This is a genomic window from Micromonospora sp. DT201, from assembly GCF_049841575.1.
Classification (GTDB): Bacteria; Actinomycetota; Actinomycetes; order Mycobacteriales; family Micromonosporaceae; genus Micromonospora.
In genome coordinates, this window is sequence record NZ_JBNCKP010000001.1 from 385,720 (window position 1) to 406,375 (window position 20,656).

Below are 20,656 nucleotides of genomic sequence, written 5' to 3' on the forward strand. Positions count from 1 at the left end.
GACGCGGGGTGGAGCAGCTCGGTAGCTCGCTGGGCTCATAACCCAGAGGTCGCAGGTTCAAATCCTGTCCCCGCTACGAGAGAAACACCAGTTCGAAGCCCGTCTCCGGATCATCGGAGGCGGGCTTTCGACATTCCTGGCTGCGGGCGTTATTTCTGGCTGCGGGCGTCCGGAGCGGTTGGCGACCCCCGCTGATCATCGCCAGGACGGGTGGGTTAAGGTTAACCAGTCGACGCGGGGTGGAGCAGCTCGGTAGCTCGCTGGGCTCATAACCCAGAGGTCGCAGGTTCAAATCCTGTCCCCGCTACAAATGGAAGTGAAACAAGCCCGGCCCCCACGATGTGGGGGCCGGGCTTGTTTGCTGCCTGTGCTGACGAAGAGAAGTCGCTGCACCTCGGCGGTCCCACCGAGAGAGCACTCTCGACTCCAAGATTCGGCGTGGACCGACGTGCCCAGGTTGCGCCCCTCAGCGAGGATGGGCACATGTCTTCATTCGGTAAGTGGTGGGGCCGCCTGAGCGCGGTCCTCGGTGCGGTCGTACTGGCGGTCTTCGTGCCCGTTGCGGCCTGGGCATCCACGGGCACCGGCGAGCTGGTGGTGGAGGCCGCTCGGCGGCGACGCAGCGGCGGCGGCTTCAATGTCCTCGGCCTGCTCTGCTGCCTGGTGGTGGTCGCGGTCATCGTGTTCCTGGTGCTGCGCCTGACCCGCAACCGTCGGGGTGGCCCGCCCCGCTGACCTGGCCGAGGGGTAACGACAGGTCACCAGCGGCCGGCCGGGGGCCGGCCGCCGGTGCTCACTCCGCCAGGGCCGCGATGGCTTGGGACAGGAAGCGCGCGGTGGCCTCGCGGGTCCCGTCGCGCTTGACGCGGATGCGCTCGGCGGCGGTGACCAGCAGGGTGCGCACCTTGGGGTGCCCCTTGGGCGGCGGCGCCGGTGCCGGCCCGAGCAGGTCGTCGATGCTCGCCCCGAACGCGGCGACACGCTTCTGGGCCGGGTCGGTGATGCTGCCCTCGGCGTAGCGGCGGACGGGAAGGCTGGCGTTCAGCCCACGCTCGTGGCCGAGGACAGTCCCGGCCTCACCGTTGGTGGTCAAGAAGTTGATCACGTCGGCGACGGCATCCGGGTGGCGGGTGCCCCGAAACGCCGCCCAGTACATCGACGCCCGTGCCCACTGGGCGCCCGGTGGGCCGGGGAGGCCCACGATGCCCAACTCGGACATGGTGAGTCGTTGCAGCTCGGGCAGTTGATGCGACCAGGCGAAGGAGGCAGCGGTCAATCCGGTCACCACCAGTTGCTGGGCCGGGTCTCCGCTGTCGGCCTGCTCGACAAGCGTCGCCCCGGGTGTGGCCCGTCCACGGCGGGCCCGCTGCCACAGCTCGAACCACGCGATCAGCTCGTCCGCGCCGAAACCGAGCTCGTTGCCTCGGTAGAACTCGCCACCCTGCGAGCGCAGCCAGAGCCAGAGCGCCCGGTAGTCACCGGACGCGTCCATGGTGCCGGCCACCTGGCCGTCGCTGGCATCGGTGACCTCTTCCGCCCAGGAGACGTACTCGGCCCAGGTCATTCCGCCGCGTGGCTCCGGCACTCGCAGGTCCCGCAGCAGGTCCCGGTTGAAGACCACGACGGCGTGGGTCTGCCCGCCAGCCACCGCCATCGTCCGCCCCTCCACCGTGCCGTAGCGGATCAGACCCTCTGACAGGCCCCGCAGATCCAGGCGATGGTCGGCGACCCGGTCGGTGAGGTCGAGGATGATCTGACGTTGGGTGTACTCGGTCAGCATCGCGTCGTCGATCTGGACCAGGTCCGGGACGTTCCCACCGATCGCCTGGGTGGCCAGTCGGTCGTAATAGCCGTCGGCACCCTGCCAGGTGACCCGGAAGGTGACCCGAGGGTTCCGCTCCGAGTAGAGCCGCAGCACCTTCTCGGTCAGCTCCGCCCGCTTGGTGCCACCCCACCAGAAGACCGACAGCTCGACCGGCCCGTCCTGACTCGAGGTGGCGGTGCGGTCGCTGCACCCTGCCAGCCCACCGGACGCGAGCAGGGGTGCACCGAGCAGCGCGGTGAGCAGTCGGCGCCGGCCCGGGTCGGCGCCGAGGCGATCGATCGGGGGTCGAACAACGGGCACGGGGGTCTCCTGGACCTGCGAGGGCGGCGGTCGGACCATTCACGCAGGCAGCGCACGAAGGTGTCAACGTCCGTCCGGTCACCCCGGCGAGGGTGGTCGGCTCGGGCCTTCCGACGGCACATGGTGTACTAGGGCGCGTGGAACTTCTGCACTCTGGCAAGGCTCGGGACATCTACGCCGACGGCGAGGATCTGATCCTGGTCGCCTCGGACCGCATCTCGATCTACGACGTTTCGCTGCCGACGCCGATCCCGGACAAGGGTCGCCTGCTCACCGCACTCTCGCTGTGGTGGTTCGAGCAGCTCGCCGACCTGGTGCCGAACCACGTCATCTCCGCCACCGACGTGCCCGCCGAGTTCGCCGGGCGGGCCATCCGGTGCCAGCGGCTGGACATCCTCCCGATCGAGTGCGTCGCTCGCGGCTACCTCACCGGCGGCGGCCTGCGGGAGTACGAGCGGACCGGCGCCGTCTCCGGCGTACCACTGCCGCGAGGGCTGGGCGAGGCGTCGATCCTGCCCGAGCCGATCTTCACGCCGTCGAGCAAGGCCCCGATGGGCGAGCACGACGAACCCATCACGTACGACGACATGGTGGACAAGGTGGGCGAGGCGACCGCCGAGCGACTGCGGCAGATCACCCTCGACGTCTACCGGCGCGGCGCGGAGCTGGCCGCCGACCGGGGCATCCTGGTCGCCGACACCAAGCTCGAGTTTGGCTGGGCGCCGGACGGCACGCTGGTCCTCGCCGACGAGCTGCTCACCTCCGACTCGTCGCGGTTCTGGCCGGCCGAGTCGTACCAGCCGGGCCGGGTGCAGTTCTCCTACGACAAGCAGTACGTGCGGGACTGGGCCACCGGGACCGGCTGGGACAAGCAGGGCCCGGCCCCGGACCTGCCGGCCGAGGTGGTCGAGGCGACCCGGGCGCGCTACATCGACGTCTACGAGAAGCTCACCGGCAACCGCTGGGAGTGACCGCCGGACGGGTCCAGAACTGGCGCGGCGCGTAGCCGTCGCGGCGCAGCCAGTGCTCTGTGTAGACGATCCGATCCGCTTCCACCACCACCAGCGGCCCGTCGGGCGGCTCGTCCAGGTTGCGTGACCGCTCGACGTGGTCGGACTGCCAGCGGATGGCCGGCCAGTAGTGGGCGAAGTCCTCATCCTGTGGATCGAGGATCCGAGCCTGGCCGAAGACCTGTGCGCCTCGGCTACTGGCCTGGCCGACCAGCGGGGCGAAGACGCCGATCGACACCCGGGGGTCGGCGGCGATGTTGCGCATCTTCGGTGAGTTTGCCGCTGCGGTGAACATCAGCGCGAAATCAAGGTGGAAGTAGCGCACAGGAGTGGCCAACGGGCCGTCCGGGCCGGTGGTGGCCAGCACACACATGTTCTGCGACGACAGCAGGTTGAGGATCCGCTCCTCCAACCTCGGTCGGTCGAGGCGTTCTCGCGGGCTGGGGCCGCCCAGCCAGGGGTTGGTGACGGGCATCGGTCACTCCATCCAGTTGAGGGTGCGCTGCACGGCCTTGCGCCAGTTGTGCAACTCCCGGTCGCGCAACTCCGGGGCCATGGTCGGCTTCCACTGCGCGTCGGAGCGCCACTGCGACCGCAGGGTGGCCAGGTCGGGCCAGAAGCCGACCGCCAGACCGGCCGCGTACGCGGCCCCCAGGCAGGTCGTCTCGGTGATGCGGGACCGCACCACCGGCACGTCGAGCACGTCCGCGAGGAACTGCATGAGCAACGCGTTGGCGGTCATCCCACCGTCCACTCGGAGTCGGCGCAGCGCCACGTCGGAGTCGGCGTTCATGGCGTCGACCACCTCACGGGTCTGCCATGCCGACGCCTCCAGTGCCGCCCGGGCCAGGTGCCCCTTGGTGATGTAGCCGGTCAGGCCGGCGATCACACCACGCGCGTCGCTGCGCCAGTGCGGGGCGAACAGCCCGGAGAACGCCGGCACGACGTAGCAGCCGCCGTTGTCGTCCACGGTGCGCGCCAGCTCCTCCACCTCCGCGGCAGTGGAGATCAACCCGAGGTTGTCCCGTAACCACTGCACCAGCGAGCCGGTGACCGCGATGGCGCCCTCCAGGGCGTACGCCGGCGGTTGGCCCTTGATCCGATAGGCAACCGTGGTGAGCAGGCCGTGCGTGGACGGGACCGGGCTCGCGCCGGTGTTGAGCAGCAGGAAGCTGCCGGTGCCGTAGGTGCACTTCGCCTCGCCCGGCTGGAAGCAGGCCTGCCCGAACAGGGCGGCCTGCTGGTCGCCGAGTGCGCTGGCCACCGGCACCCCGGCGAGCACTCCGGTGGCGTGGCCGTACACCTCGGCCGAGCAGCGGATCTCCGGCAGCATCGCTGGCGGGACACCCATCGCGTCCAGCAGGTCCGGCGCCCAGTCGAGGGTGGTGAGGTCCATGAGCATGGTCCGGCTGGCGTTGGTCACGTCAGTGACGTGCTCGCCGGTCAGCTTCCAGATCAGCCAGCTGTCCATGGTGCCGAAGAGCACCTCGCCGCGCTCGGCACGCTCGCGCAGGCCGTCGAACTCGTCGAGCAGCCAGCGCAGCTTCGGCCCGGCGAAGTAGGTGGCCAGCGGCAGGCCGGTGCGGGCGCGGAACCGCTCCTCGCCGTACGCCGAAGCCAGCTCGCGCAGCAGCGGCCCGGTCCGGGTGTCCTGCCAGACGATGGCGTTGGCCACCGGGCGGCCGGTGGCCCGGTCCCATACGACGGTGGTCTCCCGCTGGTTGGTGATGCCGACGGCGGCCAACCCACCCGCGTCGGTGCCAGCGGCCCGCAGCGCCTCGGAGACCACCTGCTGGACGTTGTCCCAGATCTCCTCGGCGTCGTGCTCCACCCAGCCGGGTTGCGGGAAGATCTGCCGATGTTCGCGCTGGGCCACGGCGACGATCTCCCCGGCCCGGTCGAAGACGATGCACCGCGAGGAGGTGGTGCCCTGGTCGATGGCGGCGACGTACTGGGGGGTCACCGCAGCACCGTACCCGGACCGGCTGCGCGGTGCGACATGCGTCACGGCCGGATGCGGCCCGCCGCCGTCCGCCGGCGGCCGCTTCGCCTACGATGTGCGAACGTGCGCGACATCGCCGTTTTCAGTGGAACTGCCCATCCCGACCTGGCTGCCGAAATCTGCACCCACCTGGGGGTGCCGCTGCATCCGGTGCGGGTGTCCCGGTTCGCGAACGACTGCTTGGAAGTGCAGTTGCAGGCCAACTGCCGGGAGCGCGACGTCTTCCTGATCCAGCCGCTGGTGCCGCCAGTGCAGGAGAACCTGGTCGAGCTGCTCCTGATGATCGACGCCGCCCGGGGTGCGTCCGCCGGCCGGATCACTGTGGTGTTGCCGCACTACGCGTACGCCCGCTCGGACAAGAAGGACGCGCCGCGGATTTCGATCGGTGCCCGGCTCGTCGCCGATCTGCTCACGTCGGCCGGGGCGGACCGGGTGCTCGCGATGACCCTGCACTCGCCGCAGGTCCACGGCTTCTTCAGCGTTCCCGTGGATCACCTGCACGCGCTGCGGGAGTTGGCCACCCACTTCCGGCGCTACGACCTCAGCAACACCGTGGTGGTCTCACCCGACCTCGGCAACGCCAAGGAGGCTGCGGCCTTCGCCCGGCTGCTCGGCACGCCGGTCGCGGCCGGGGCGAAGCAGCGGTTCAGCGACGACCTGGTCAAGATCAGCGCGGTGATCGGCGAGGTGACCGACCGGGACGTCATCGTGTTGGACGACGAGATCGCCAAGGGCAGCACGGTGGTCGAGCTGATGGAGCATCTGCGCGACCTGAAGGTCCGCTCGATCCGGCTCGCCTGCACGCACGGGCTCTTCTCCGGTGACGCGTTGCAGCGGCTCAGCGACCAGGACGGCGTTCTGGAGATCGTCTGCACCAACACGGTGCCCATCTCGGCCGCCAAGTTGGTCCCCAAGCTGCAGGTCCTGTCGGTGGCCCCCGCCCTGTCCGAAGCCATGCGTCGGATCCACAACGGAGAGTCCGTCTCCGCCCTCTTCGCCTAACCCTCCCGTCCCCGTCCCCGCGACCACCAGCCCGCGATCTTGCGGTTTCTGTCCCCGAGATATGCGGGTCTGGGTGGTTTTGTCGCAACAGTAAGTGCAAGATCGCCGGGGGTGGGGGGCGCGGGCGCGGGGTGGGTTAGTTCGGGGTGTGGCTGGGGCTGGTGAGGCCTGTGGTGACGCGGACTGTGGTGCCGGCGGCGCTGGTGACGACCTCCATGGCGTCGGTCAGCTCGCGGGCCAGCCAGAGGCCCCAGCCGCCAGCGGTGTCCGCGGCCGGCCGAGTACGGTCGCCCAGCCGCTGCGGGCTGATCCCGTGCCCGTGGTCGGCGACCTCGCACACCAACAGCCCTGCCTCGTGCCAGAGCCGCAGCCACCCGCGCCCGCCGCCGTGCCGCACCGCGTTGGTAATCAACTCGTTGATCGCGAGCACGAAGTCGTCCAGCCGTTGGCCGGCGAGCCCGGAGGCGTGCGCCCAGGAGGTGACCGAGTGTCGAATCTCGGTCACCTGGGCCTGGTCGAAGGCATCGGCGATCAGGAGGGCAGGTTCGATGGGCACAACCGTACGCGGTGCGTGCGGATCTGCGTTGGTCATGGGCCCGTCCCGGCGGCGGATCTCGAAGTGCTTCGCGGCTTTTCCACCGTACGTCAGGGTTTCCCGAACCGCACTCGCTGCTCGCCGTGCCACTGGCCCGGTTGTGGCATCCTGACCGCCATGCCGTCGCCGCCAGGTGGATTCGAGATGCCGCTGTGGCGTGCGCTCACGGTTTTCCGGCTGGCGTCCCTGGCGTACGTCCTCGTTCTCGCGATCCGCGACGCCGACCGGTACGCCCACCCGTACGCCGTCGGCGCCCTGCTCCTCGTGATGACCACCTGGACCGGGGCGACCGCGATCGGGTACGCCCGACCGGCCTGGCGGCGCTGGCCGCTGCTGTTGGCCGACCTCGGGGTGGTACTGGCCGTCGTGCTGGCCACCCCGTCGGTGGTCGGTCGGGCGGCGCTCGCCACCGGCGTACCCACCATGGGGGTGGCCTGGATGGCCGGCCCCGTGCTGGCCTGGGCGGTCTCCGGCGGCCGGCGGCGAGGCACGATCGCAGCGTTGCTGGTCGCCGGCGCGGACCTGACCACCCGGGAGCGGATCGGCCAGTCCTCGTTCACCGGGGTGATCCTGATGCTGCTCGCCGGAGTGGTGGTCGGGCACGTGGCTCGGCTCGCGGCGAGCGCCGAGGAACGGCTGCAACGCGCGGTGGAGTTGGAGGCCGCGACCCGGGAGCGGGAGCGGCTGGCCCGCGGTATCCACGACTCGGTCCTTCAGGTGCTGGCGCTGGTGCAGCGGCGTGGCGCTGACCTGCCCGGTGAGGCCGGCGAGTTGGCCCGGCTGGCCGGCGAGCAGGAGGCCGCGTTGCGGGCCTTGATCGGTGGCGCCAGCCCGGTCGCTGCCGTGGACCCGGACGGCTCCGAGGCCGCCGCGGTGGACCTGCGGACCCTCCTCGGCGGCTACGCCTCGCCGGCGGTGGCGCTCTCCGCCCCGGCCACCCCGGTGCCGCTGCCTCGTCGGGTGGCTGGAGAGCTGGCCGCCGCGACCGGCGCGGCCCTGGACAACGTGGGGCGGCACGCTGGCGGGCGGGCCTGGGTGCTGATCGAGGACGAGGGGGCGACGGTGACCGTGTCGATCCGCGACGAGGGGCCGGGCATCCCGGACGGCCGGCTGGCCGAGGCAGCCGCCCAGGGCCGGCTCGGCGTGACCCAGTCGATCCGGGGCCGGGTGGCCGACCTGGGCGGGACGGTTCGGATCGTGTCGGCCCCCGAGGCTGGCACCGAGATCGAGTTGACCGTGCCGAGGGTGCAGCGGTGAACCCGACACGGGTGATGGTGGTCGACGACCATCCGATGTGGCGGGAGGGCGTGGCCCGGGACCTGACCGAGGCCGGTTTCCTGGTGGTGGCGACAAGCGGGGAGGGACGACAGGCCATCCGGGTGGCCGCCGCGGCCCGGCCCGACGTGGTCGTCCTCGACCTGCAACTACCGGATATTTCCGGCGTCGAGGTGATCCTGGGGCTGCGGGCGGCACTGCCCGACGTGCGGGTGCTGATGCTCAGCGCCAGTGGCGAACAGCAGAGCGTGCTGGACGCGGTCAAGGCAGGAGCCACCGGTTACCTGATCAAGTCGACCGCGCCCGCCGATTTCCTCGATGCGGTGCGGCGCACCGCGGACGGCAACGCGGTCTTCACCCCCGGCCTGGCCGGGCTCGTCCTCGGCGAGTACCGCCGGCTGGCCGCCGGACCGCAGCAGGGGGCCGACCCGGCCAGCAGCGGGGAGCCCGCAACGCCACGGCTCACCGACCGGGAGACCGAGGTGCTGCGGCTGGTGGCGAAGGGCATGTCGTACAAGCAGATCGCGCAGCGGCTCGGACTGTCGCACCGCACAGTGCAGAACCACGTGCAGAACACCCTGGGCAAACTGCAACTGCACAACCGCGTCGAGCTGACCCGGTACGCCATCGAGCGCGGCCTGGACGACTGACCCAGGTCAGACCGAGCTGAACGACTGACCCAGGTCAGACCGAGCGCGGCGGCTCCGTCTCGTGGATGGCCAACTCCTCGGCCGTCGCCCCGCCGCCAGCGGAACCGGCGTCGTATGCCACCGAATCGGTCTCCTGGTCGGTGTGCGACCCCTCGTCGGGTTCGACCAGCCGGCCCACCGTGGCGTCGGCCACCGTGCCGAGTTGGCCGTGGTCGTAGAGGGAGACCGGCGAGTTCGGGTCCGAGGTGGGCCCCGGGTTGATCACGTCGGCGTCCAGTTGGGCCTCCGCCGCAGCTTCCAGGTTGTCCGCCTCGAGAGCGATCTTCGGGTCGATCGTCCCGGCCAGCGGATCATCCGCCGGACGCTCGTACACCTCGCGGTCGAGCTTGTAGTCCAACGACTCACCGTCGAGCTGCTCCTCGGCGGTCGTGCCGAACCGGTCCACCGCCACCGGCGTCCGGTCGCCGGGCAGTTGGGCCGGGTCCGGGCCGTCCGCCTCGCGCCCGGTGAGCACATCGTCGTTGGCGGTCGAGTCGTCATCGGCGGTGTCGGGCAGCCCTTGCGCCTCGGTGTCGGACACGGGGGTCGGGTACTCGTTGTCGCGCATGTCTGATCACTACCCGCTGCCCTGCCGCCATAACCGGAGCACCGCCGGCGATGCCGTGGCGAAACCGACACCGGAGGCGAAAGGCCCCGTCACGCGGGAGCGGCGGCCTCGTCGTCCGGGTGCAGCACGCACCAGACGACCTTGCCGTCCGGTACGGCGCTGCTGCCCCAGCGGCGAGCCACGGTGTCGATCAAAAGCATGCCCCGGCCGCCGATCCGGGTTGGTGGGGAGAGACCGGCGAACGTCGGCTGATGCGGGGAGTGGTCGCGAACCGCCAGGTGCATAGTGCTGCCCTGGGGCGCCAGCCGCACCGTCATCGGAGTTCGGGCGTGCGCCACCACGTTGTTGACCATCTCGGTGATCGCGATGCACGCCGGGTCGATGAGCGTCGGCATGCCCCAGCGTTGGCAACCGGTGGTGACCAGCTCGCGGGCCTGCCGGGCCGCCTCCACCATCGGGGTCAGTTCGGCGGTGAGCACTGCCGCCAGCGGTGCCGCCGCGACCGCGGCCAACGCGTCGTCCACAGTCGGCCAGACCGGCACACCCGCCAACGGTGCGTCCGCGTGGTCGGGCCGGTCCGCCGCCAGGTCACACAGCAGCAGATCCGCGGCGGGCCAGTCGGCGATCTCCCGGCGAACCTCGGCGAAGACGTTCCGCCCGGGCGGGTCGACGACCCGCAGCCCCGTCACGTCGGCCACCACCGGGCCCGGTCGGTCGCAGAGTCGGGCGAGCAGCGCGCCGCGTACCGCCTCGGCTCCTGCGGCGTCGAGCACACCGGTCAGCCGGATCACCGCCGACGAGTCGTCGATCTCCACGAGACAGCTCGACATGATCGCCCCATTGTGCGCGTCGGTGACGGTCCGCGCATTCGGGCGCTCGGTGGCGGTCATCGGTGGTCCATCCGGGACCGGCGGTTGATCGCCGCCATCGTGCCGACCGCGGTGCCGGCCGCGGCAAGACCGAACGCGGCGGTCATCCGCACCAACTGACGCCGTCGGCCGTGCCAGCCGCCGTCCCGCTGGGCCTGGGCGTCGGCTTGGAACATGTTGCCGCTGCTGTCCATCCGGGCGCCCGGACCGAACTGGGTGCGGTGGGCGTACCAGCCAAGGGTGCGCTCCACCAGCGCGGGCGCCAGCCGCCATTGCAGGCCGAGCAGCCGGGCCGCACCGCCGGCGTACGCCTCGCGGCGCGGCCGGCGCAGCAGTCGGACGATGGTCTCGGCGACCATCTCCGGCGGGTAGATCGGGGGCGGTGGCACCAGCTCACGGCCGCTGTAGTTGCCCGCGTGCCGGAAGAACGGGGTGTCGATGGTGGCTGGCAGCACGGTGCAGACGGAGATCTGACCGCGACCGGTGACCCGCAGCTCCTGCCGGACCGTGTCGGCCAGCCCCCGGATGCCGTGCTTGGTGGCGTTGTACGCCGACTGGTACGGCATGGCCACCTCGGCCAGCACCGAGGCGTTGTTGACCAGCACTCCACCACCGGCAGCGGTGAGGTACGGCAGTGCCGCCTTGATGCCGTGCACCGCCCCGAGCAGGTTGACCTCCAGCACCCGGCGGAACTCGGCGACCGGAATCTCGTCGAACAGACCCACCGCGCTCACCGCGGCGTTGTTCACCCAGGCGTCGATCCGGCCGAACTCGGCTGCCGCCCGATCGGCCAACCGTTGCACCGACTCCAGGTCGGTCACGTCGGTCGGCACGACCAGTGCCCGGCCGCCCAACTCCCAGCAGCGCCGCGCGACCTGTCGTAGGGCCGGCTCGCTGCGGGCGGCCAGCACGACGGCGGCACCCCGGCGGGCCACCGCGTACGCGGTCGCCGTGCCGATCCCGCTGGACGCGCCGGTGATCACCACGGTCGAATCGTCGAGGCTGCGGGTCAGCGGCATTCCTGAGCGGTACCCCCGCCTGGGCCTGGTCATACCAGGGACCGGATGTTGATCATCGTGGAAGCGGCCGGCAATGTGGCTCTTGTGGTTGCTGTTGCGCAAGCGTCGGTGGCACCTGCGCGGACTCTTCCTGATCTGCCAGGTTTCGACTCCGGGCCCCGAGGTTAATGGGACGCTCTGAACGGGAGGACCACTGCCGAGGAAAGATCGCAGGGAGGTGACCCATGCGCGTCGGCCTCGTCTGCGCGCACGCCAGCTCGTACCGCCACGCCGACGGCCCACCGGTCGGCACCCGACAGCACATCGCACGGGTCGCCGCCGAGTTGGCCGAGCGAGGCCACGACGTCCGGCTCTACGATCGCCGGGACGCCCCCGGGCTGCCGGCGACGGCTGACATCGACGGCTACCAGGTGCACCAGGTGCCCGCTGGCCCGCCCACCCCGCTACCGACCGCCGAGCTCATCCCGTACGTGACGGAATTCGGCCGTTGGTTGGCCGACGAGTGGTCCGGTGCCTGGCGGCCCGAGGTGGTGCACGGGCACTACTGGGTCGGCGGCCTGGCCGCCGCGCACGCCGTCCGAGAGACCGACATCCCGGTGGTGCAGACGTTCCACTCGCTCGGCGTCGAGCAGCTGCGCCACCTGGGTGGCCACTACGACGGGCCGGGGGAGCGGATCACGCTGGAACGCGCGCTGACCCGGGCGGTGGACATCGCCGTGGCCCAGTCGAACGACGAGGTCGACGAGCTCACCCGGATGGGTCTGCAACGCAGCTCGGTCGCGTTGGTGCCGGCCGGGGTGGACATCGAGCAGTTCCAGCCCGACGGCGAGGCGGCACCGCGCGAACAACGGGCCCGCATCCTCTCCGTGGGCTCACTCTCCGCAGGGCACGGTCAGGAGGACCTGATTCGGGCGATGCGTCTGGTCGGTGACGCCGAGCTGGTGATCGCTGGTGGGCCACCGGCCGACCAGTTGGTCAACCACGCGGAGGCGCGACGGCTGCGCGAGCTGGCCGAGCAGATCGGCGTCGTCGACCAGGTGCGACTCGTCGGGGCAGTGCCGCACGACCAGATGGCCACCTGGTACCGGTCGGCGGACGTGGTCGCCTGCACGCCGCACTACTCCTCCGCCGGGCGGGTGTCGCTGGAGGCGATGGCCTGCGGAGTGCCCGTGATCGGCTACGCGATGGGCGGCCTGGCGGACGCCGTCGTCGACGAGGTCACCGGCCGACTGGTGCCCCCCGGCGACGTGCGGGCACTCGGAGTCTCGTTGCGCCGGTTGCTCGCCGACAACGCCGGCCGTTTCGCGTACGGGCACGCCGCGGTGGACCGGGTGCGCAGCAGCTACACGTGGGAGCGCACCGCCGGTGCATTGGAGCGCCTCTACGAGCGGGTGGTGAGCCGCCGCAAACCCGTCGAGGCCTAGTGGGGTCAGCCCGGGCGATCTTGCAGTTTCGGTCGCCGTTTTGCATGACATGCCCCTTAGGTCGGGGCAGAAAGTGCAAGATCGCGTAGCCGAAGGAGGGCAGTGCGGCGACGTTCCTCGCCGGGCGGCCCGGACCGTCAGCCCGGCCGACCGACGGCGATCATCGCCTGGTCGCGGCGGCGTGCTGCCGAGCGTTGCTGCTGCGGCTCGGCATACCGGGTCAGCCCGATCACCGCCGCCAGGGTGACCAGGAAACCGGCTGCGGCCAACCATTCCCGCCCCGGCCAGATCTTGTCGTTGAGCAGCAGCAGACCGACGATCGCGGCCGGCACCGCACCGGCGGCGTCCATCGCGGCGACCGCGGCGGTCGTCGAGCCACGCTGCATGGCCAGACCGAGCAGCAGCTGACCGACGATCGAGTGGGCAATCAGCAGGTAGAAGAGCGGGTCGGCGAGGAACGCCTCGGCGGACGGCGCGGACGCCAAGGGGCGAGCGGCCACCGCCGCCGAACTGAACGCCAACCCGGCCAGCGAACCGAGGGCCACCGAACCAGGTGCCCCGCACAGCCGGACGGCGAAGACACCGAGCACCGCGATGACGCCGAGTGCCACCAACAGGGCGATCGAACCAGCGGTGCCGAGTTGTTTCGACGGCGCAGGCCGAGCGGACAGCACCAGCGCGGTGATCCCGGCGAAGAGCAGGCCCAGCAGCACCACCTCCGCCACCGGTAACCGCCACTTCAGCACCAGCACGCCGAGGATGGCGGTCACCCCCAGCCCGGCCGCGACGCTCGCCTGCACGAGGAACAGCGGCAGATCCCGTCGGGCCAGAAAGGCGAGCACGAATCCGCCGATCTGGCAGCCCAGGCCGACCAGGTATGTCCGGTGCCCGGCGAGGCGCAGCAGCAGGCCCGGATCGAAGGTGTGATGGACCGTGGTGCGGGCCGCGGCCACCGACTGGAGGAGGTTGGCGAAGCCGTACGCGACGATCATCGCCGCGAGGAAGCACCAGCCGGAGGAGACCACCTGGCGAGGATAGAGGTTGGCGGGAGTCAGCGCTCGGCTGGACGATCGAGCCGGGTGAGGATGTCGGCGTGCAGCACACCGTTGGTGGCCACCACGCTGCTGTCAGTGCCAGGGGCACCCGCTGGGGCCGGTCGACCGAACAGATCCGTGACCGTGCCACCCGCCTCGGTGATGATCGGCACCAGCGCCGCCACGTCCCACAGCGACAACTCCGGCTCGACCATCACGTCCAGTGCGCCCTCAGCCAGCAGCATGTAACCGTAGAAGTCGCCGTACGCCCGGCTGCGCCAACTGGCCCGCATCACGTCGAGCATCGCGTCGAGCCGCCCGGCGCGCTCCCACCCGTTCAGCGACGAGTAGCAGAAGCTGGCGTCCGCGATCCGGTGCACCGCCGACACCCCGATCCGCTCGCCTGCGGCGGGGCCCGGCCCGGCGTACGCGCCCGCGCCCGCGCTCGCCCACCAACGCCGGCCCAGCGCCGGTGCGGACACCACGCCGACCGCCGGCCGGTCGCCGTCGTAGAGCGCGATCAGGGTGGCCCAGACCGGCACACCACGGACGAAGTTCTTGGTGCCGTCGATCGGGTCGATGATCCAACGACGGCCGTCCGGGTCGCTGGCCGGCTGCGCCCCGAACTCCTCGCCGAGCAGCCCGTCGGCTGGCCGGTGCTCGGCCAACAGGGCGCGGATCTCCCGCTCCACGGCGGTGTCCGCGTCCGAGACCGGCGTCAGGTCGGGTTTCGCCTCGACCCGCAGGTCGAGCGCGCGGAACCGGGCCGTGGCGATGGCGTCGGCCCGGTCGGCGAGCAGGTGGGCGAGGGCGAGGTCGTCGGCGTACCCGGTCATGCCGGCAACCTAGCCGACGCCCATCGGCTCACTCGTCGGGCCCGCGCCGGTCACCCTCGCCGGGCCCGCGCTGGTCGCTCTCACCACGCGAGTCACCCTCGCCGGCGCGGGAGGCGAGCAACCGGCGGTACGAGGCCAGCCGGCGCGGATCGGCCTTGCCGGCAGCCACCCAGGCATCCAGCCCGCAGGCGGCCTCGTCGGCCGTGTGCTGGCAGTTGGGCGGGCAGTCGACGGTGCCCTCGACCAGGTCCGGGAAGCCGTGCAGCAGGCTGTCGGCCGAGACGTGCGCCAGCCCGAAGCTGCGGATCCCTGGGGTGTCGATGATCCAGCCCGGGTCGGTGTCGACGCCGGGCACCGGTGGCAACCGCAGCGCGACCGCGCTGGTGGAGGTGTGCCGGCCACGGCCGATCGCGCTGACCACGCCGACCGCGCGTAGGGCGTCCGGGACGAGGCGGTTGACCAGGGTCGACTTGCCCACCCCGGAGTGCCCGACCAGCACCGACACCTTGCCGCTCAGTAGCGCACGCAGTGCGCCCAGGTCGGAGTCGGGGCGGTTGAGCACGTACGGCAGCTCCAACTCGGTGTAGTAGCCCAGCACCTCCTCCGGCCCGGCCAGGTCGGCCTTGGTGAGGCAGAGCAGCGGCTCGACGTCCGCGTCGTACGCGGCCACCAGGCAGCGGTCGATGAACCCGGTGCGCGGCGGCGGGTCGGCCAGCGCGCTGACGATCACCAACTGGTCGGCGTTGGCCACCACCACCCGTTCCAGGCGGCCCTCGGCGGTGGTCTCGTCGTCGTCGGCGGTGCGGCGCAGCACCGAGCGGCGCTCGGCGATCCGGACGATGCGGGCGAGGGCGCCCTCCGCCCCGGACGTGTCCCCGACCAGGCTGACCCGGTCGCCGACCACCACCGACTTGCGGCCCAGCTCACGGGCCCGCATCGCGGTGACCGTGGGCAGCTCGGCTCCCACCACGCCGCGCTCGGCCCCGGCCAGCACACACTGGTAGCGCCCCCGGTCGACGGCGATGACGAAACCGTCGACGGCGTCCGCGTGCTGAGGTCGGGTGCGCGTACGCGGGCGCGACGACTTTCCGGGCCGGACCCGCACGTCGTCCTCGTCGTACTCCCGCCGTTTGGTCGCCAGGACCTGTCCTCTTCTCGCGTCAGCTCTTGCCGGTCACCATCGCTGACCATAGTGCCGGGAACTCGGGCATGGTCTTGGAGGTACACCCCACGTCGTCCACCTCGATGCCGGGAACGGCGAGCCCGGCCACTGCGGCGGAATGCGCCATCCGGTGATCCTGGTAGGTGTGGAACACGCCGCCGCGCAGCGGCCGGGGCCGGATCTCCAGCCCGTCCGGCGCTTCGGTGACGTCCGCCCCGAGCGCCGTGAACTCGCGCGCGAGCGCGGTCAGCCGGTCGGTCTCGTGGCCCCGGATGTGCCCGATGCCGGTGAAGACCGACGGCGAGTCGGCGAGCATGGCCAGTGCGGTCAGCGCCGGGGTCAGCTCGCTGACGTCGGAGAGGTCGGCGGTCAGGCCGTGCACCACACCGGTGCCGCGGACGGTCAGCCCGCTGGTGGAGAGGGTGACCTCGCCGCCCATCCGTTGCAGCAGCGAGCGGAGTTGCTCGACCGGCTGCGCGCTGCTGTGTGGCCAGCCTTGCAGGGTCACCTCGCCGCCGGTGACCAGGGCGGCGGCGAAGAACGGCACCGCGCCGGAGAGGTCTGGTTCGATTTGCCAGCCGCGCCCGGTGAGCGGGCCGGGCTCGACGGTCCACACGTCGGGAGTGGTGTCGTCGACGGCCGCGCCAGCGGCACGCAACATCTGCACCGTCATCCGAAGGTGCGGCGCGGACGGCACCGGCGGGCCGACGTGCCGCACCACGACGCCCCGGTCGAAGCGCGGGGCGGCCAGCAGCAACCCGGAGACGAGTTGGCTGGAGGCGGACGCGTCGATCACCACCGCACCGCCGGTGACCCGGCCGGTGCCGAACACGGTCAGCGGCAGGCTGCCCGCGCCGGTGACGTCGATCCGGACGCCCAGCGAGCGCAGCGCCCCGACCAGCGGGCCGAGCGGCCGGGTGCGGGCATGGGGGTCGCCGTCGAAGGTGACCTGCCCGTCGGTCAGCCCGGCCACCGGCGGCACGAACCGCATCACGGTGCCGGCCAAGCCCACGTCGACGTGGGCGGGGCCGACCAGCGGGTGCGGCCGCACCAGCCAGCGCTCGTCGTCGCTGATCGAGACGTGCGCGCCCATCGCCCGCAGGCCGGCGGCCATCAACTCGGTGTCGCGGGCGCGTAACGGCCCGGCCAGCGTTGACGGGCCGGCGGCCAGCGCGCTGAGCACCAGGGCCCGCGCGGTCATCGATTTGGAACCGGGCAGGCGCAGCGTCGCCGTCACCGGGTCGGATGCGGTCGGTGCGGTCCACGGCTGTGGCGGCCGGGTCGCGGTCAGGTTCCCCACGGTTACATTCTGCCGTGTCGGCCGCTGGGCTGCGGGAACCGGCGGTCCTACTCCCGGTTGGCGGGACAGCCGACGGGGCCTTTGACGCGTTAGCGTGTGGCTCATGTGCGGCAGGTACGCGACGACTCGGAGCTCCGGCGAGCTGAGCGCGCTGTTCGAGTCGTCTGACGACACGGACGGCCTGCTCGGACCGGATCACAACGTCGCGCCGACCGATCCGGTGCCGCTGGTCCGGGTCAGCCCGGAGGGGCATCGCAGCCTCTGCGTCGGTCGCTGGGGTCTGCTGCCGCACTGGTCCCGGTCCGCTGCCGGGGCTGCCCGCATGATCAATGCGCGAGCGGAGACGGTGGCCACCAGCCGGGCGTATGCCGGGTCGTTCGCCCGTCGCCGTTGCCTGGTCCCGGCCGACGGCTGGTACGAGTGGGTACGCAAGCCCGACGGTGGGCGGCAGGCCTACTACATGACCCCCAGCGATGGCTCGGTGCTCGCCCTGGCCGGCATCTGGTCGGTCTGGGGGTCCGAGGCCGACACCCGGCTCACGTTCAGCGTGCTGACCACCGCGGCGCTCGGCGACCTGGCCGAGGTGCACGACCGGATGCCGGTGCTGCTGCCGCCCGAGCACTGGTCGTCGTGGCTGGCGCCGACCGACGAGCCGGAGCGGCTGCTCGTCCCGGCGTCGGTGGAGCGGCTCGCTGGGTTGGAGATCCGCCCGGTGGGTGCGGCGGTGGGCGACGTTCGCAACGACGGACCTCATTTGACCGCCCGGGTGCCGGCGGTGACTCCGCAGGAATTGACTTTGTTCTGAGGCCGAGGCGCATCGTCGGGTGCCGATTTGCCAGGGTTGCGCGCGATTCGTCTCCTGGCTGTTCAGTCATGTTCCCGGCAGACCCTTGTCCCGGTGTTGCGAAGTGCGATAGAACACAGCGCCGGTAGTGGCTGTCGATTCGCACGGGGCGGACGGCGTCCACCGATCTTGCCGGTCCCACGGGGGAGGTGGGTGGATGACACGGGCGCGTATGCCCCGGCCGCACGAGGTGGCTGCGGCGCGGCGAGACCCACGGTTGCTGCGAGCCGTGCGGGAACGACAACAAGACGACGCGTGGCGCACCAGAGGCACCTGTCAGGCCGTCGATCCGGAGACTTTCTTTCCGGCACCGAACGAGCCGGCGGATGCTGCCGTTGCGCTTTGCCGCAGTTGTGACGTGCAGGGGTCCTGCCTGGCCTGGGCCCTCGACGTCGGCGACTGCCATGGCGTCTGGGGGGCCACCACGCCCCGCGAGCGGCGGGCGATGCTTGTCGCCTGGCGCGGCGAGGTCGAACCGGACCCGGACGCCGTCGACGACGCTGGCCCGCCGGTGCGGGATCGCCTGCTCACTCTGGTGCCGCTGAGCTGATCGGCGGGCCCGGTCCGCACCCGTCGCCGGCCAGGCGGCGCAGAATGGGTCAGTGCTAGTCAGCGACGAGATCGCCACTGCGCGCGGTTCGGCGCGGATCGACACCGATCTGCCGGTCCGCCCCGCCACCGCTCTGCTCGTGCTCGGGCACGGCGCGGGCGGCAGCGTCGACGCCCCCGACCTGCTCGCGGTCCGGGACGCGTCGGTCGCCGCCGGCCTGGCGGTGGTCCGGGTGACCCAGCCCTATCGGGTCGCCGGTCGACGCGCGCCGGCACCGGCAGGTCACCTCGACGAGGCCTGGACCGCGGTGCTCGCCGTGCTGCGCGACCGGCACGCCGACGTTCCGACGGTGCTGGTGGGCGGTCGATCCAGCGGCGCTCGGGTGGCCTGCCGGACGGCCCGAGCGGTGGGCGCCCTCGGCGTGCTCGCGTTGGCCTTTCCGCTGCACCCGCCCGGGCGGCCAGAGCGCTCACGGGCCGCCGAGCTGGCCACTGGCCTGCCGACGCTTGTCGTCAACGGCGACCGGGACCCGTTCGGGACGCCGGAGCCAGGGCCGGGAGTGCAGGTGCTGACCCGTCCGGGGGAGACGCACGACCTGCGGCGGGATCCGGCCGGCACCGCTGCTCTCGTACGGGATTGGCTGTGCGCCCACGGCTGGGCCGCGCCCGACTGATCCGGCGTGGCCGGCCCGTCGCGCTTCGGCCCGGCACGGCCGGCCGAGCCCGGCTCGCCCGGACGACCGTTTCCCGTGCCTGGCGCGGGTCGTTGCATCCGATGGTGCCGCCGGCCCGATCTGGACAGGCGATACCAGTCCTCCCAGGCCCTTCCTGGTCCCAGCGCCGGCCGCCGTCGGGGCCGGGACCAGGAACGGGAGGGTCGGCCGGAATGCCCCAGTGGTCATCTCGCGTTACTACCCCCGGACGACTTTTTTGCGAGGGGGGTGACCGGTGCCGACCGAGACACGGAGCCTGGAACGGGACGAACGGGAGGCCCGGCAGCTGAAGCGGCTGCTGGATGGCCCAGAGTGGCCCGCGACGGCGGGACCAGGCGTGGCGGGTGCGGTGAGCACGGGCACACCGGCCGGAAGTGAATCTGCGGGCAGGTCCTTGCGCGTATCCTCGGCGGGAAAGCATCCGACGCGAGGGGATGTGCGGTTGACCACCGAGAAGACGGACGAGCGCAGGGCCCGATTCGAGCGGGACGCGATGCCATTCGTCGATCAGCTCTACGCTGCTGGGCTGCGGATGACGCGCAACCCGGCGGATGCCGAGGACCTGGTCCAGGAGACCTACCTGAAGGCGTACGCGGCCTTCCACCAGTTTGAGCAGGGCACGAACCTCAAGGCCTGGCTCTACCGGATCCTGACCAACACCTACATCAACTCCTACCGCAAACGGCAGCGCCAGCCGATCCAGGCGCCCACCGAGGAGATCACCGACTGGCAGCTCGCCGAGGCCGAGTCGCACACCTCGAGCGGGCTGCGCTCCGCCGAGACCGAGGCGCTGGACCGGCTGCCGGACAGCGACGTCAAGGAGGCCCTCCAGCAGCTGCCGGAGGAGTTCCGCCTGGCCGTCTACCTCACCGATGTCGAGGGCTTCTCGTACAAGGAGGTCGCGGACATCATGGGCACGCCGATCGGCACCGTGATGTCGCGTCTGCACCGGGGCCGTCGTAATCTGCGCAAGCTGCTCGAGCGCTACGCCGGGGAGCGGGGCTTCAGTGCGGCCCGCTCAGCGAAGGGCTCGACTGCCGCCGCTGCCGGCCGGGAGGTGTGACGTGAGCTGTGGGGAGCCGCACGAGACAGATTGCCGCGAAGTGCTCGCGGAGGTCTACCTCTACCTGGATCTGGAGTGCGCCGACGAACGGCGCCCGCTGATCCGGCACCACCTGGACGAGTGCGGGCCCTGCCTGCGCGAGTACGGGCTCGAGCAGGAGGTGCGGGCGTTGGTGGCTCGTTGCTGCGGCAACGAGACCGCGCCGGACGACCTACGCGAGCGACTGCGGGTCAAGCTCACCGAGCTGGTGGTCTTCGAGACCAGGGATTCCCGCGAGCTGGCCGACTGAGCGTCGGTCGTATCTGACGGACCAAGACCGGTGGCCCGGGTCGATGTCGACCCGGGCCACCGGTGTACCCGGCGTCGGCCGGGTCAAGCTGATCGGTGACGGGCCGACGGCCCGCCGACCCGTTCAGGAGTTGGGACGCTTGCCGTGGTTCGCGGCGCTCTTCTTACGGGCCTTCTTCTTCCGGGACTTCTTCGCCATGCTGACCTCCTCGTGATGGGTGGATCCGCTCTGCGTACGACCGCGGCGCCGTGTACCCGCCGGCGGCCCGGCATCGGGTCCGACCCGCTG

23 protein-coding genes and 2 tRNA genes are annotated in these 20,656 nt (G+C 71.5%); 13 read left to right on the forward strand and 12 right to left on the reverse strand.

Annotated features, from left to right (window positions below; all coding sequences use genetic code 11):
- The first annotated feature begins 2 nt into the window (after positions 1–2).
- The 3 genes from ACLQ28_RS01920 to ACLQ28_RS01930 all read left to right on the forward strand — a co-directional run bounded on the left by ACLQ28_RS01920 (position 3) and on the right by ACLQ28_RS01930 (position 735).
- Positions 3–76, forward strand: a tRNA-Met gene (locus ACLQ28_RS01920).
- A 157-nt stretch (positions 77–233) separates the two neighbouring features.
- A tRNA-Met gene (locus tag ACLQ28_RS01925) sits at positions 234–307 on the forward strand.
- 176 nt (positions 308–483) lie between these two features.
- Positions 484–735 (forward strand): hypothetical protein, encoded by a 252-nt coding sequence (locus ACLQ28_RS01930; RefSeq protein WP_425684450.1) that lies wholly within the window; start codon positions 484–486, stop codon positions 733–735.
- 58 nt (positions 736–793) lie between these two features.
- On the opposite strand, the gene ACLQ28_RS01935 is transcribed toward ACLQ28_RS01930, so the two are convergent.
- Positions 794–2,125 carry an ABC transporter substrate-binding protein gene (locus ACLQ28_RS01935; RefSeq protein WP_425684451.1) on the reverse strand — a complete coding sequence of 444 codons (1,332 nt, stop codon included), beginning with the start codon at positions 2,123–2,125 and terminating at the stop codon, positions 794–796.
- A 137-nt stretch (positions 2,126–2,262) separates the two neighbouring features.
- On the opposite strand from ACLQ28_RS01935, the gene ACLQ28_RS01940 reads away from it, so the two are divergent.
- The gene (locus ACLQ28_RS01940) at positions 2,263–3,096 is read left to right on the forward strand and encodes a phosphoribosylaminoimidazolesuccinocarboxamide synthase (protein WP_425684452.1); all 834 of its coding nucleotides are present in this window, start codon (positions 2,263–2,265) and stop codon (positions 3,094–3,096) included.
- On the opposite strand, the gene ACLQ28_RS01945 is transcribed toward ACLQ28_RS01940, so the two are convergent.
- Together ACLQ28_RS01945 and glpK are read right to left on the reverse strand one after the other, a co-directional pair.
- Positions 3,074–3,610: a pyridoxamine 5'-phosphate oxidase family protein gene (locus ACLQ28_RS01945; protein ID WP_425684453.1), complete on the reverse strand. Its 537-nt coding sequence runs from the start codon at positions 3,608–3,610 to the stop codon at positions 3,074–3,076. The genes ACLQ28_RS01940 and ACLQ28_RS01945 overlap by 23 nt on opposite strands.
- A 3-nt stretch (positions 3,611–3,613) precedes the next feature.
- Positions 3,614–5,098, reverse strand: a complete 1,485-nt coding sequence (gene glpK, locus ACLQ28_RS01950) for a glycerol kinase GlpK (RefSeq protein ID WP_425684454.1) — start codon at positions 5,096–5,098, stop codon at positions 3,614–3,616.
- A 102-nt stretch (positions 5,099–5,200) separates the two neighbouring features.
- On the opposite strand from glpK, the gene ACLQ28_RS01955 reads away from it, so the two are divergent.
- Positions 5,201–6,139: a ribose-phosphate diphosphokinase gene (locus tag ACLQ28_RS01955; RefSeq protein ID WP_425684455.1), complete on the forward strand. Its 939-nt coding sequence runs from the start codon at positions 5,201–5,203 to the stop codon at positions 6,137–6,139.
- Positions 6,140–6,275: 136 nt separating this feature from the next.
- On the opposite strand, the gene ACLQ28_RS01960 is transcribed toward ACLQ28_RS01955, so the two are convergent.
- Entirely contained in the window at positions 6,276–6,731 is a 456-nt protein-coding gene (locus ACLQ28_RS01960; protein ID WP_425684456.1) for an ATP-binding protein, read from the reverse strand.
- A 120-nt stretch (positions 6,732–6,851) separates the two neighbouring features.
- On the opposite strand from ACLQ28_RS01960, the gene macS reads away from it, so the two are divergent.
- Together macS and ACLQ28_RS01970 are read left to right on the forward strand one after the other, a co-directional pair.
- Positions 6,852–7,991 (forward strand): MacS family sensor histidine kinase, encoded by a 1,140-nt coding sequence (gene macS / locus ACLQ28_RS01965; RefSeq protein WP_425684457.1) that lies wholly within the window; start codon positions 6,852–6,854, stop codon positions 7,989–7,991.
- Between the two features lie 14 nt (positions 7,992–8,005).
- A complete protein-coding gene (locus tag ACLQ28_RS01970; protein WP_425684750.1) occupies positions 8,006–8,659 on the forward strand; it encodes a response regulator in 654 nt (217 codons plus the stop codon).
- A 34-nt stretch (positions 8,660–8,693) separates the two neighbouring features.
- Here the strand turns inward: ACLQ28_RS01970 and ACLQ28_RS01975 are convergent, their stop codons facing one another.
- The 3 genes from ACLQ28_RS01975 to ACLQ28_RS01985 form a co-directional block, all read right to left on the reverse strand.
- Positions 8,694–9,266 carry a DUF5709 domain-containing protein gene (locus ACLQ28_RS01975; protein ID WP_425684458.1) on the reverse strand — a complete coding sequence of 191 codons (573 nt, stop codon included), beginning with the start codon at positions 9,264–9,266 and terminating at the stop codon, positions 8,694–8,696.
- An 89-nt stretch (positions 9,267–9,355) separates the two neighbouring features.
- Positions 9,356–10,156, reverse strand: coding sequence for an ATP-binding protein (locus tag ACLQ28_RS01980; protein WP_425684459.1), 801 nt, complete (start codon positions 10,154–10,156; stop codon positions 9,356–9,358).
- Positions 10,153–11,154, reverse strand: a complete 1,002-nt coding sequence (locus ACLQ28_RS01985) for an SDR family oxidoreductase (RefSeq protein ID WP_425684460.1) — start codon at positions 11,152–11,154, stop codon at positions 10,153–10,155. The genes ACLQ28_RS01980 and ACLQ28_RS01985 overlap by 4 nt, the downstream gene beginning before the upstream one ends.
- Positions 11,155–11,378: 224 nt before the next feature.
- Between ACLQ28_RS01985 and ACLQ28_RS01990 the strand changes: the two genes are divergently transcribed.
- Positions 11,379–12,578 (forward strand): glycosyltransferase, encoded by a 1,200-nt coding sequence (locus ACLQ28_RS01990; RefSeq protein WP_425684461.1) that lies wholly within the window; start codon positions 11,379–11,381, stop codon positions 12,576–12,578.
- A gap of 137 nt (positions 12,579–12,715) precedes the next feature.
- Here ACLQ28_RS01990 and ACLQ28_RS01995 read toward each other — a convergent pair whose 3' ends face one another.
- The 4 genes from ACLQ28_RS01995 to aroA are packed head-to-tail and all read right to left on the reverse strand — an operon-like array spanning position 12,716 to position 16,910.
- Positions 12,716–13,570, reverse strand: coding sequence for a hypothetical protein (locus tag ACLQ28_RS01995; protein WP_425684751.1), 855 nt, complete (start codon positions 13,568–13,570; stop codon positions 12,716–12,718).
- Between the two features lie 59 nt (positions 13,571–13,629).
- The gene (gene hisN, locus ACLQ28_RS02000) at positions 13,630–14,448 is read right to left on the reverse strand and encodes a histidinol-phosphatase (protein WP_425684462.1); all 819 of its coding nucleotides are present in this window, start codon (positions 14,446–14,448) and stop codon (positions 13,630–13,632) included.
- Between the two features lie 28 nt (positions 14,449–14,476).
- Entirely contained in the window at positions 14,477–15,553 is a 1,077-nt protein-coding gene (gene rsgA, locus ACLQ28_RS02005; RefSeq protein WP_425684463.1) for a ribosome small subunit-dependent GTPase A, read from the reverse strand.
- 55 nt (positions 15,554–15,608) lie between these two features.
- On the reverse strand, positions 15,609–16,910 hold the full coding sequence (aroA, locus tag ACLQ28_RS02010) for a 3-phosphoshikimate 1-carboxyvinyltransferase (protein ID WP_425684464.1): 1,302 nt from the start codon (positions 16,908–16,910) through the stop codon (positions 15,609–15,611).
- Between the two features lie 103 nt (positions 16,911–17,013).
- On the opposite strand from aroA, the gene ACLQ28_RS02015 reads away from it, so the two are divergent.
- From ACLQ28_RS02015 to rsrA, 5 genes are all read left to right on the forward strand, one after another.
- Positions 17,014–17,715 carry an SOS response-associated peptidase gene (locus tag ACLQ28_RS02015; RefSeq protein WP_425684465.1) on the forward strand — a complete coding sequence of 234 codons (702 nt, stop codon included), beginning with the start codon at positions 17,014–17,016 and terminating at the stop codon, positions 17,713–17,715.
- Between the two features lie 196 nt (positions 17,716–17,911).
- On the forward strand, positions 17,912–18,304 hold the full coding sequence (locus ACLQ28_RS02020; RefSeq protein WP_425684466.1) for a WhiB family transcriptional regulator: 393 nt from the start codon (positions 17,912–17,914) through the stop codon (positions 18,302–18,304).
- A gap of 52 nt (positions 18,305–18,356) precedes the next feature.
- Positions 18,357–18,977 carry an alpha/beta family hydrolase gene (locus ACLQ28_RS02025; RefSeq protein WP_425684467.1) on the forward strand — a complete coding sequence of 207 codons (621 nt, stop codon included), beginning with the start codon at positions 18,357–18,359 and terminating at the stop codon, positions 18,975–18,977.
- A gap of 274 nt (positions 18,978–19,251) precedes the next feature.
- On the forward strand, positions 19,252–20,079 hold the full coding sequence (locus tag ACLQ28_RS02030; protein ID WP_425684468.1) for a sigma-70 family RNA polymerase sigma factor: 828 nt from the start codon (positions 19,252–19,254) through the stop codon (positions 20,077–20,079).
- Between the two features lies 1 nt (position 20,080).
- Positions 20,081–20,368, forward strand: coding sequence for a mycothiol system anti-sigma-R factor (gene rsrA, locus ACLQ28_RS02035; RefSeq protein WP_425684469.1), 288 nt, complete (start codon positions 20,081–20,083; stop codon positions 20,366–20,368).
- 123 nt (positions 20,369–20,491) lie between these two features.
- Here rsrA and ACLQ28_RS02040 read toward each other — a convergent pair whose 3' ends face one another.
- The gene (locus ACLQ28_RS02040; protein WP_369814844.1) at positions 20,492–20,566 is read right to left on the reverse strand and encodes a 50S ribosomal protein bL37; all 75 of its coding nucleotides are present in this window, start codon (positions 20,564–20,566) and stop codon (positions 20,492–20,494) included.
- Between the last annotated feature and the right edge of the window lie 90 nt (positions 20,567–20,656).

Excerpts from the sequence above, each read along its gene's own strand:
- ACLQ28_RS01930 (WP_425684450.1), top strand. The coding sequence starts at position 484 with ATGTCTTCATTCGGTAAGTGGTGGGGCCGCCTGAGCGCGGTCCTCGGT.
- ACLQ28_RS01945 (WP_425684453.1), bottom strand. The coding sequence starts at position 3,610 with ATGCCCGTCACCAACCCCTGGCTGGGCGGCCCCAGCCCGCGAGAACGC.
- ACLQ28_RS01960 (WP_425684456.1), bottom strand. The coding sequence starts at position 6,731 with ATGACCAACGCAGATCCGCACGCACCGCGTACGGTTGTGCCCATCGAA.
- macS (WP_425684457.1), top strand. The coding sequence starts at position 6,852 with ATGCCGTCGCCGCCAGGTGGATTCGAGATGCCGCTGTGGCGTGCGCTC.
- ACLQ28_RS01970 (WP_425684750.1), top strand. The coding sequence starts at position 8,006 with ATGGTGGTCGACGACCATCCGATGTGGCGGGAGGGCGTGGCCCGGGAC.
- ACLQ28_RS01975 (WP_425684458.1), bottom strand. The coding sequence starts at position 9,266 with ATGCGCGACAACGAGTACCCGACCCCCGTGTCCGACACCGAGGCGCAA.
- ACLQ28_RS01980 (WP_425684459.1), bottom strand. The coding sequence starts at position 10,156 with ATGACCGCCACCGAGCGCCCGAATGCGCGGACCGTCACCGACGCGCAC.
- ACLQ28_RS01985 (WP_425684460.1), bottom strand. The coding sequence starts at position 11,154 with ATGCCGCTGACCCGCAGCCTCGACGATTCGACCGTGGTGATCACCGGC.
- ACLQ28_RS01990 (WP_425684461.1), top strand. The coding sequence starts at position 11,379 with ATGCGCGTCGGCCTCGTCTGCGCGCACGCCAGCTCGTACCGCCACGCC.
- ACLQ28_RS01995 (WP_425684751.1), bottom strand. The coding sequence starts at position 13,570 with ATGATCGTCGCGTACGGCTTCGCCAACCTCCTCCAGTCGGTGGCCGCG.
- hisN (WP_425684462.1), bottom strand. The coding sequence starts at position 14,448 with ATGACCGGGTACGCCGACGACCTCGCCCTCGCCCACCTGCTCGCCGAC.
- ACLQ28_RS02015 (WP_425684465.1), top strand. The coding sequence starts at position 17,014 with ATGTGCGGCAGGTACGCGACGACTCGGAGCTCCGGCGAGCTGAGCGCG.
- ACLQ28_RS02020 (WP_425684466.1), top strand. The coding sequence starts at position 17,912 with ATGACACGGGCGCGTATGCCCCGGCCGCACGAGGTGGCTGCGGCGCGG.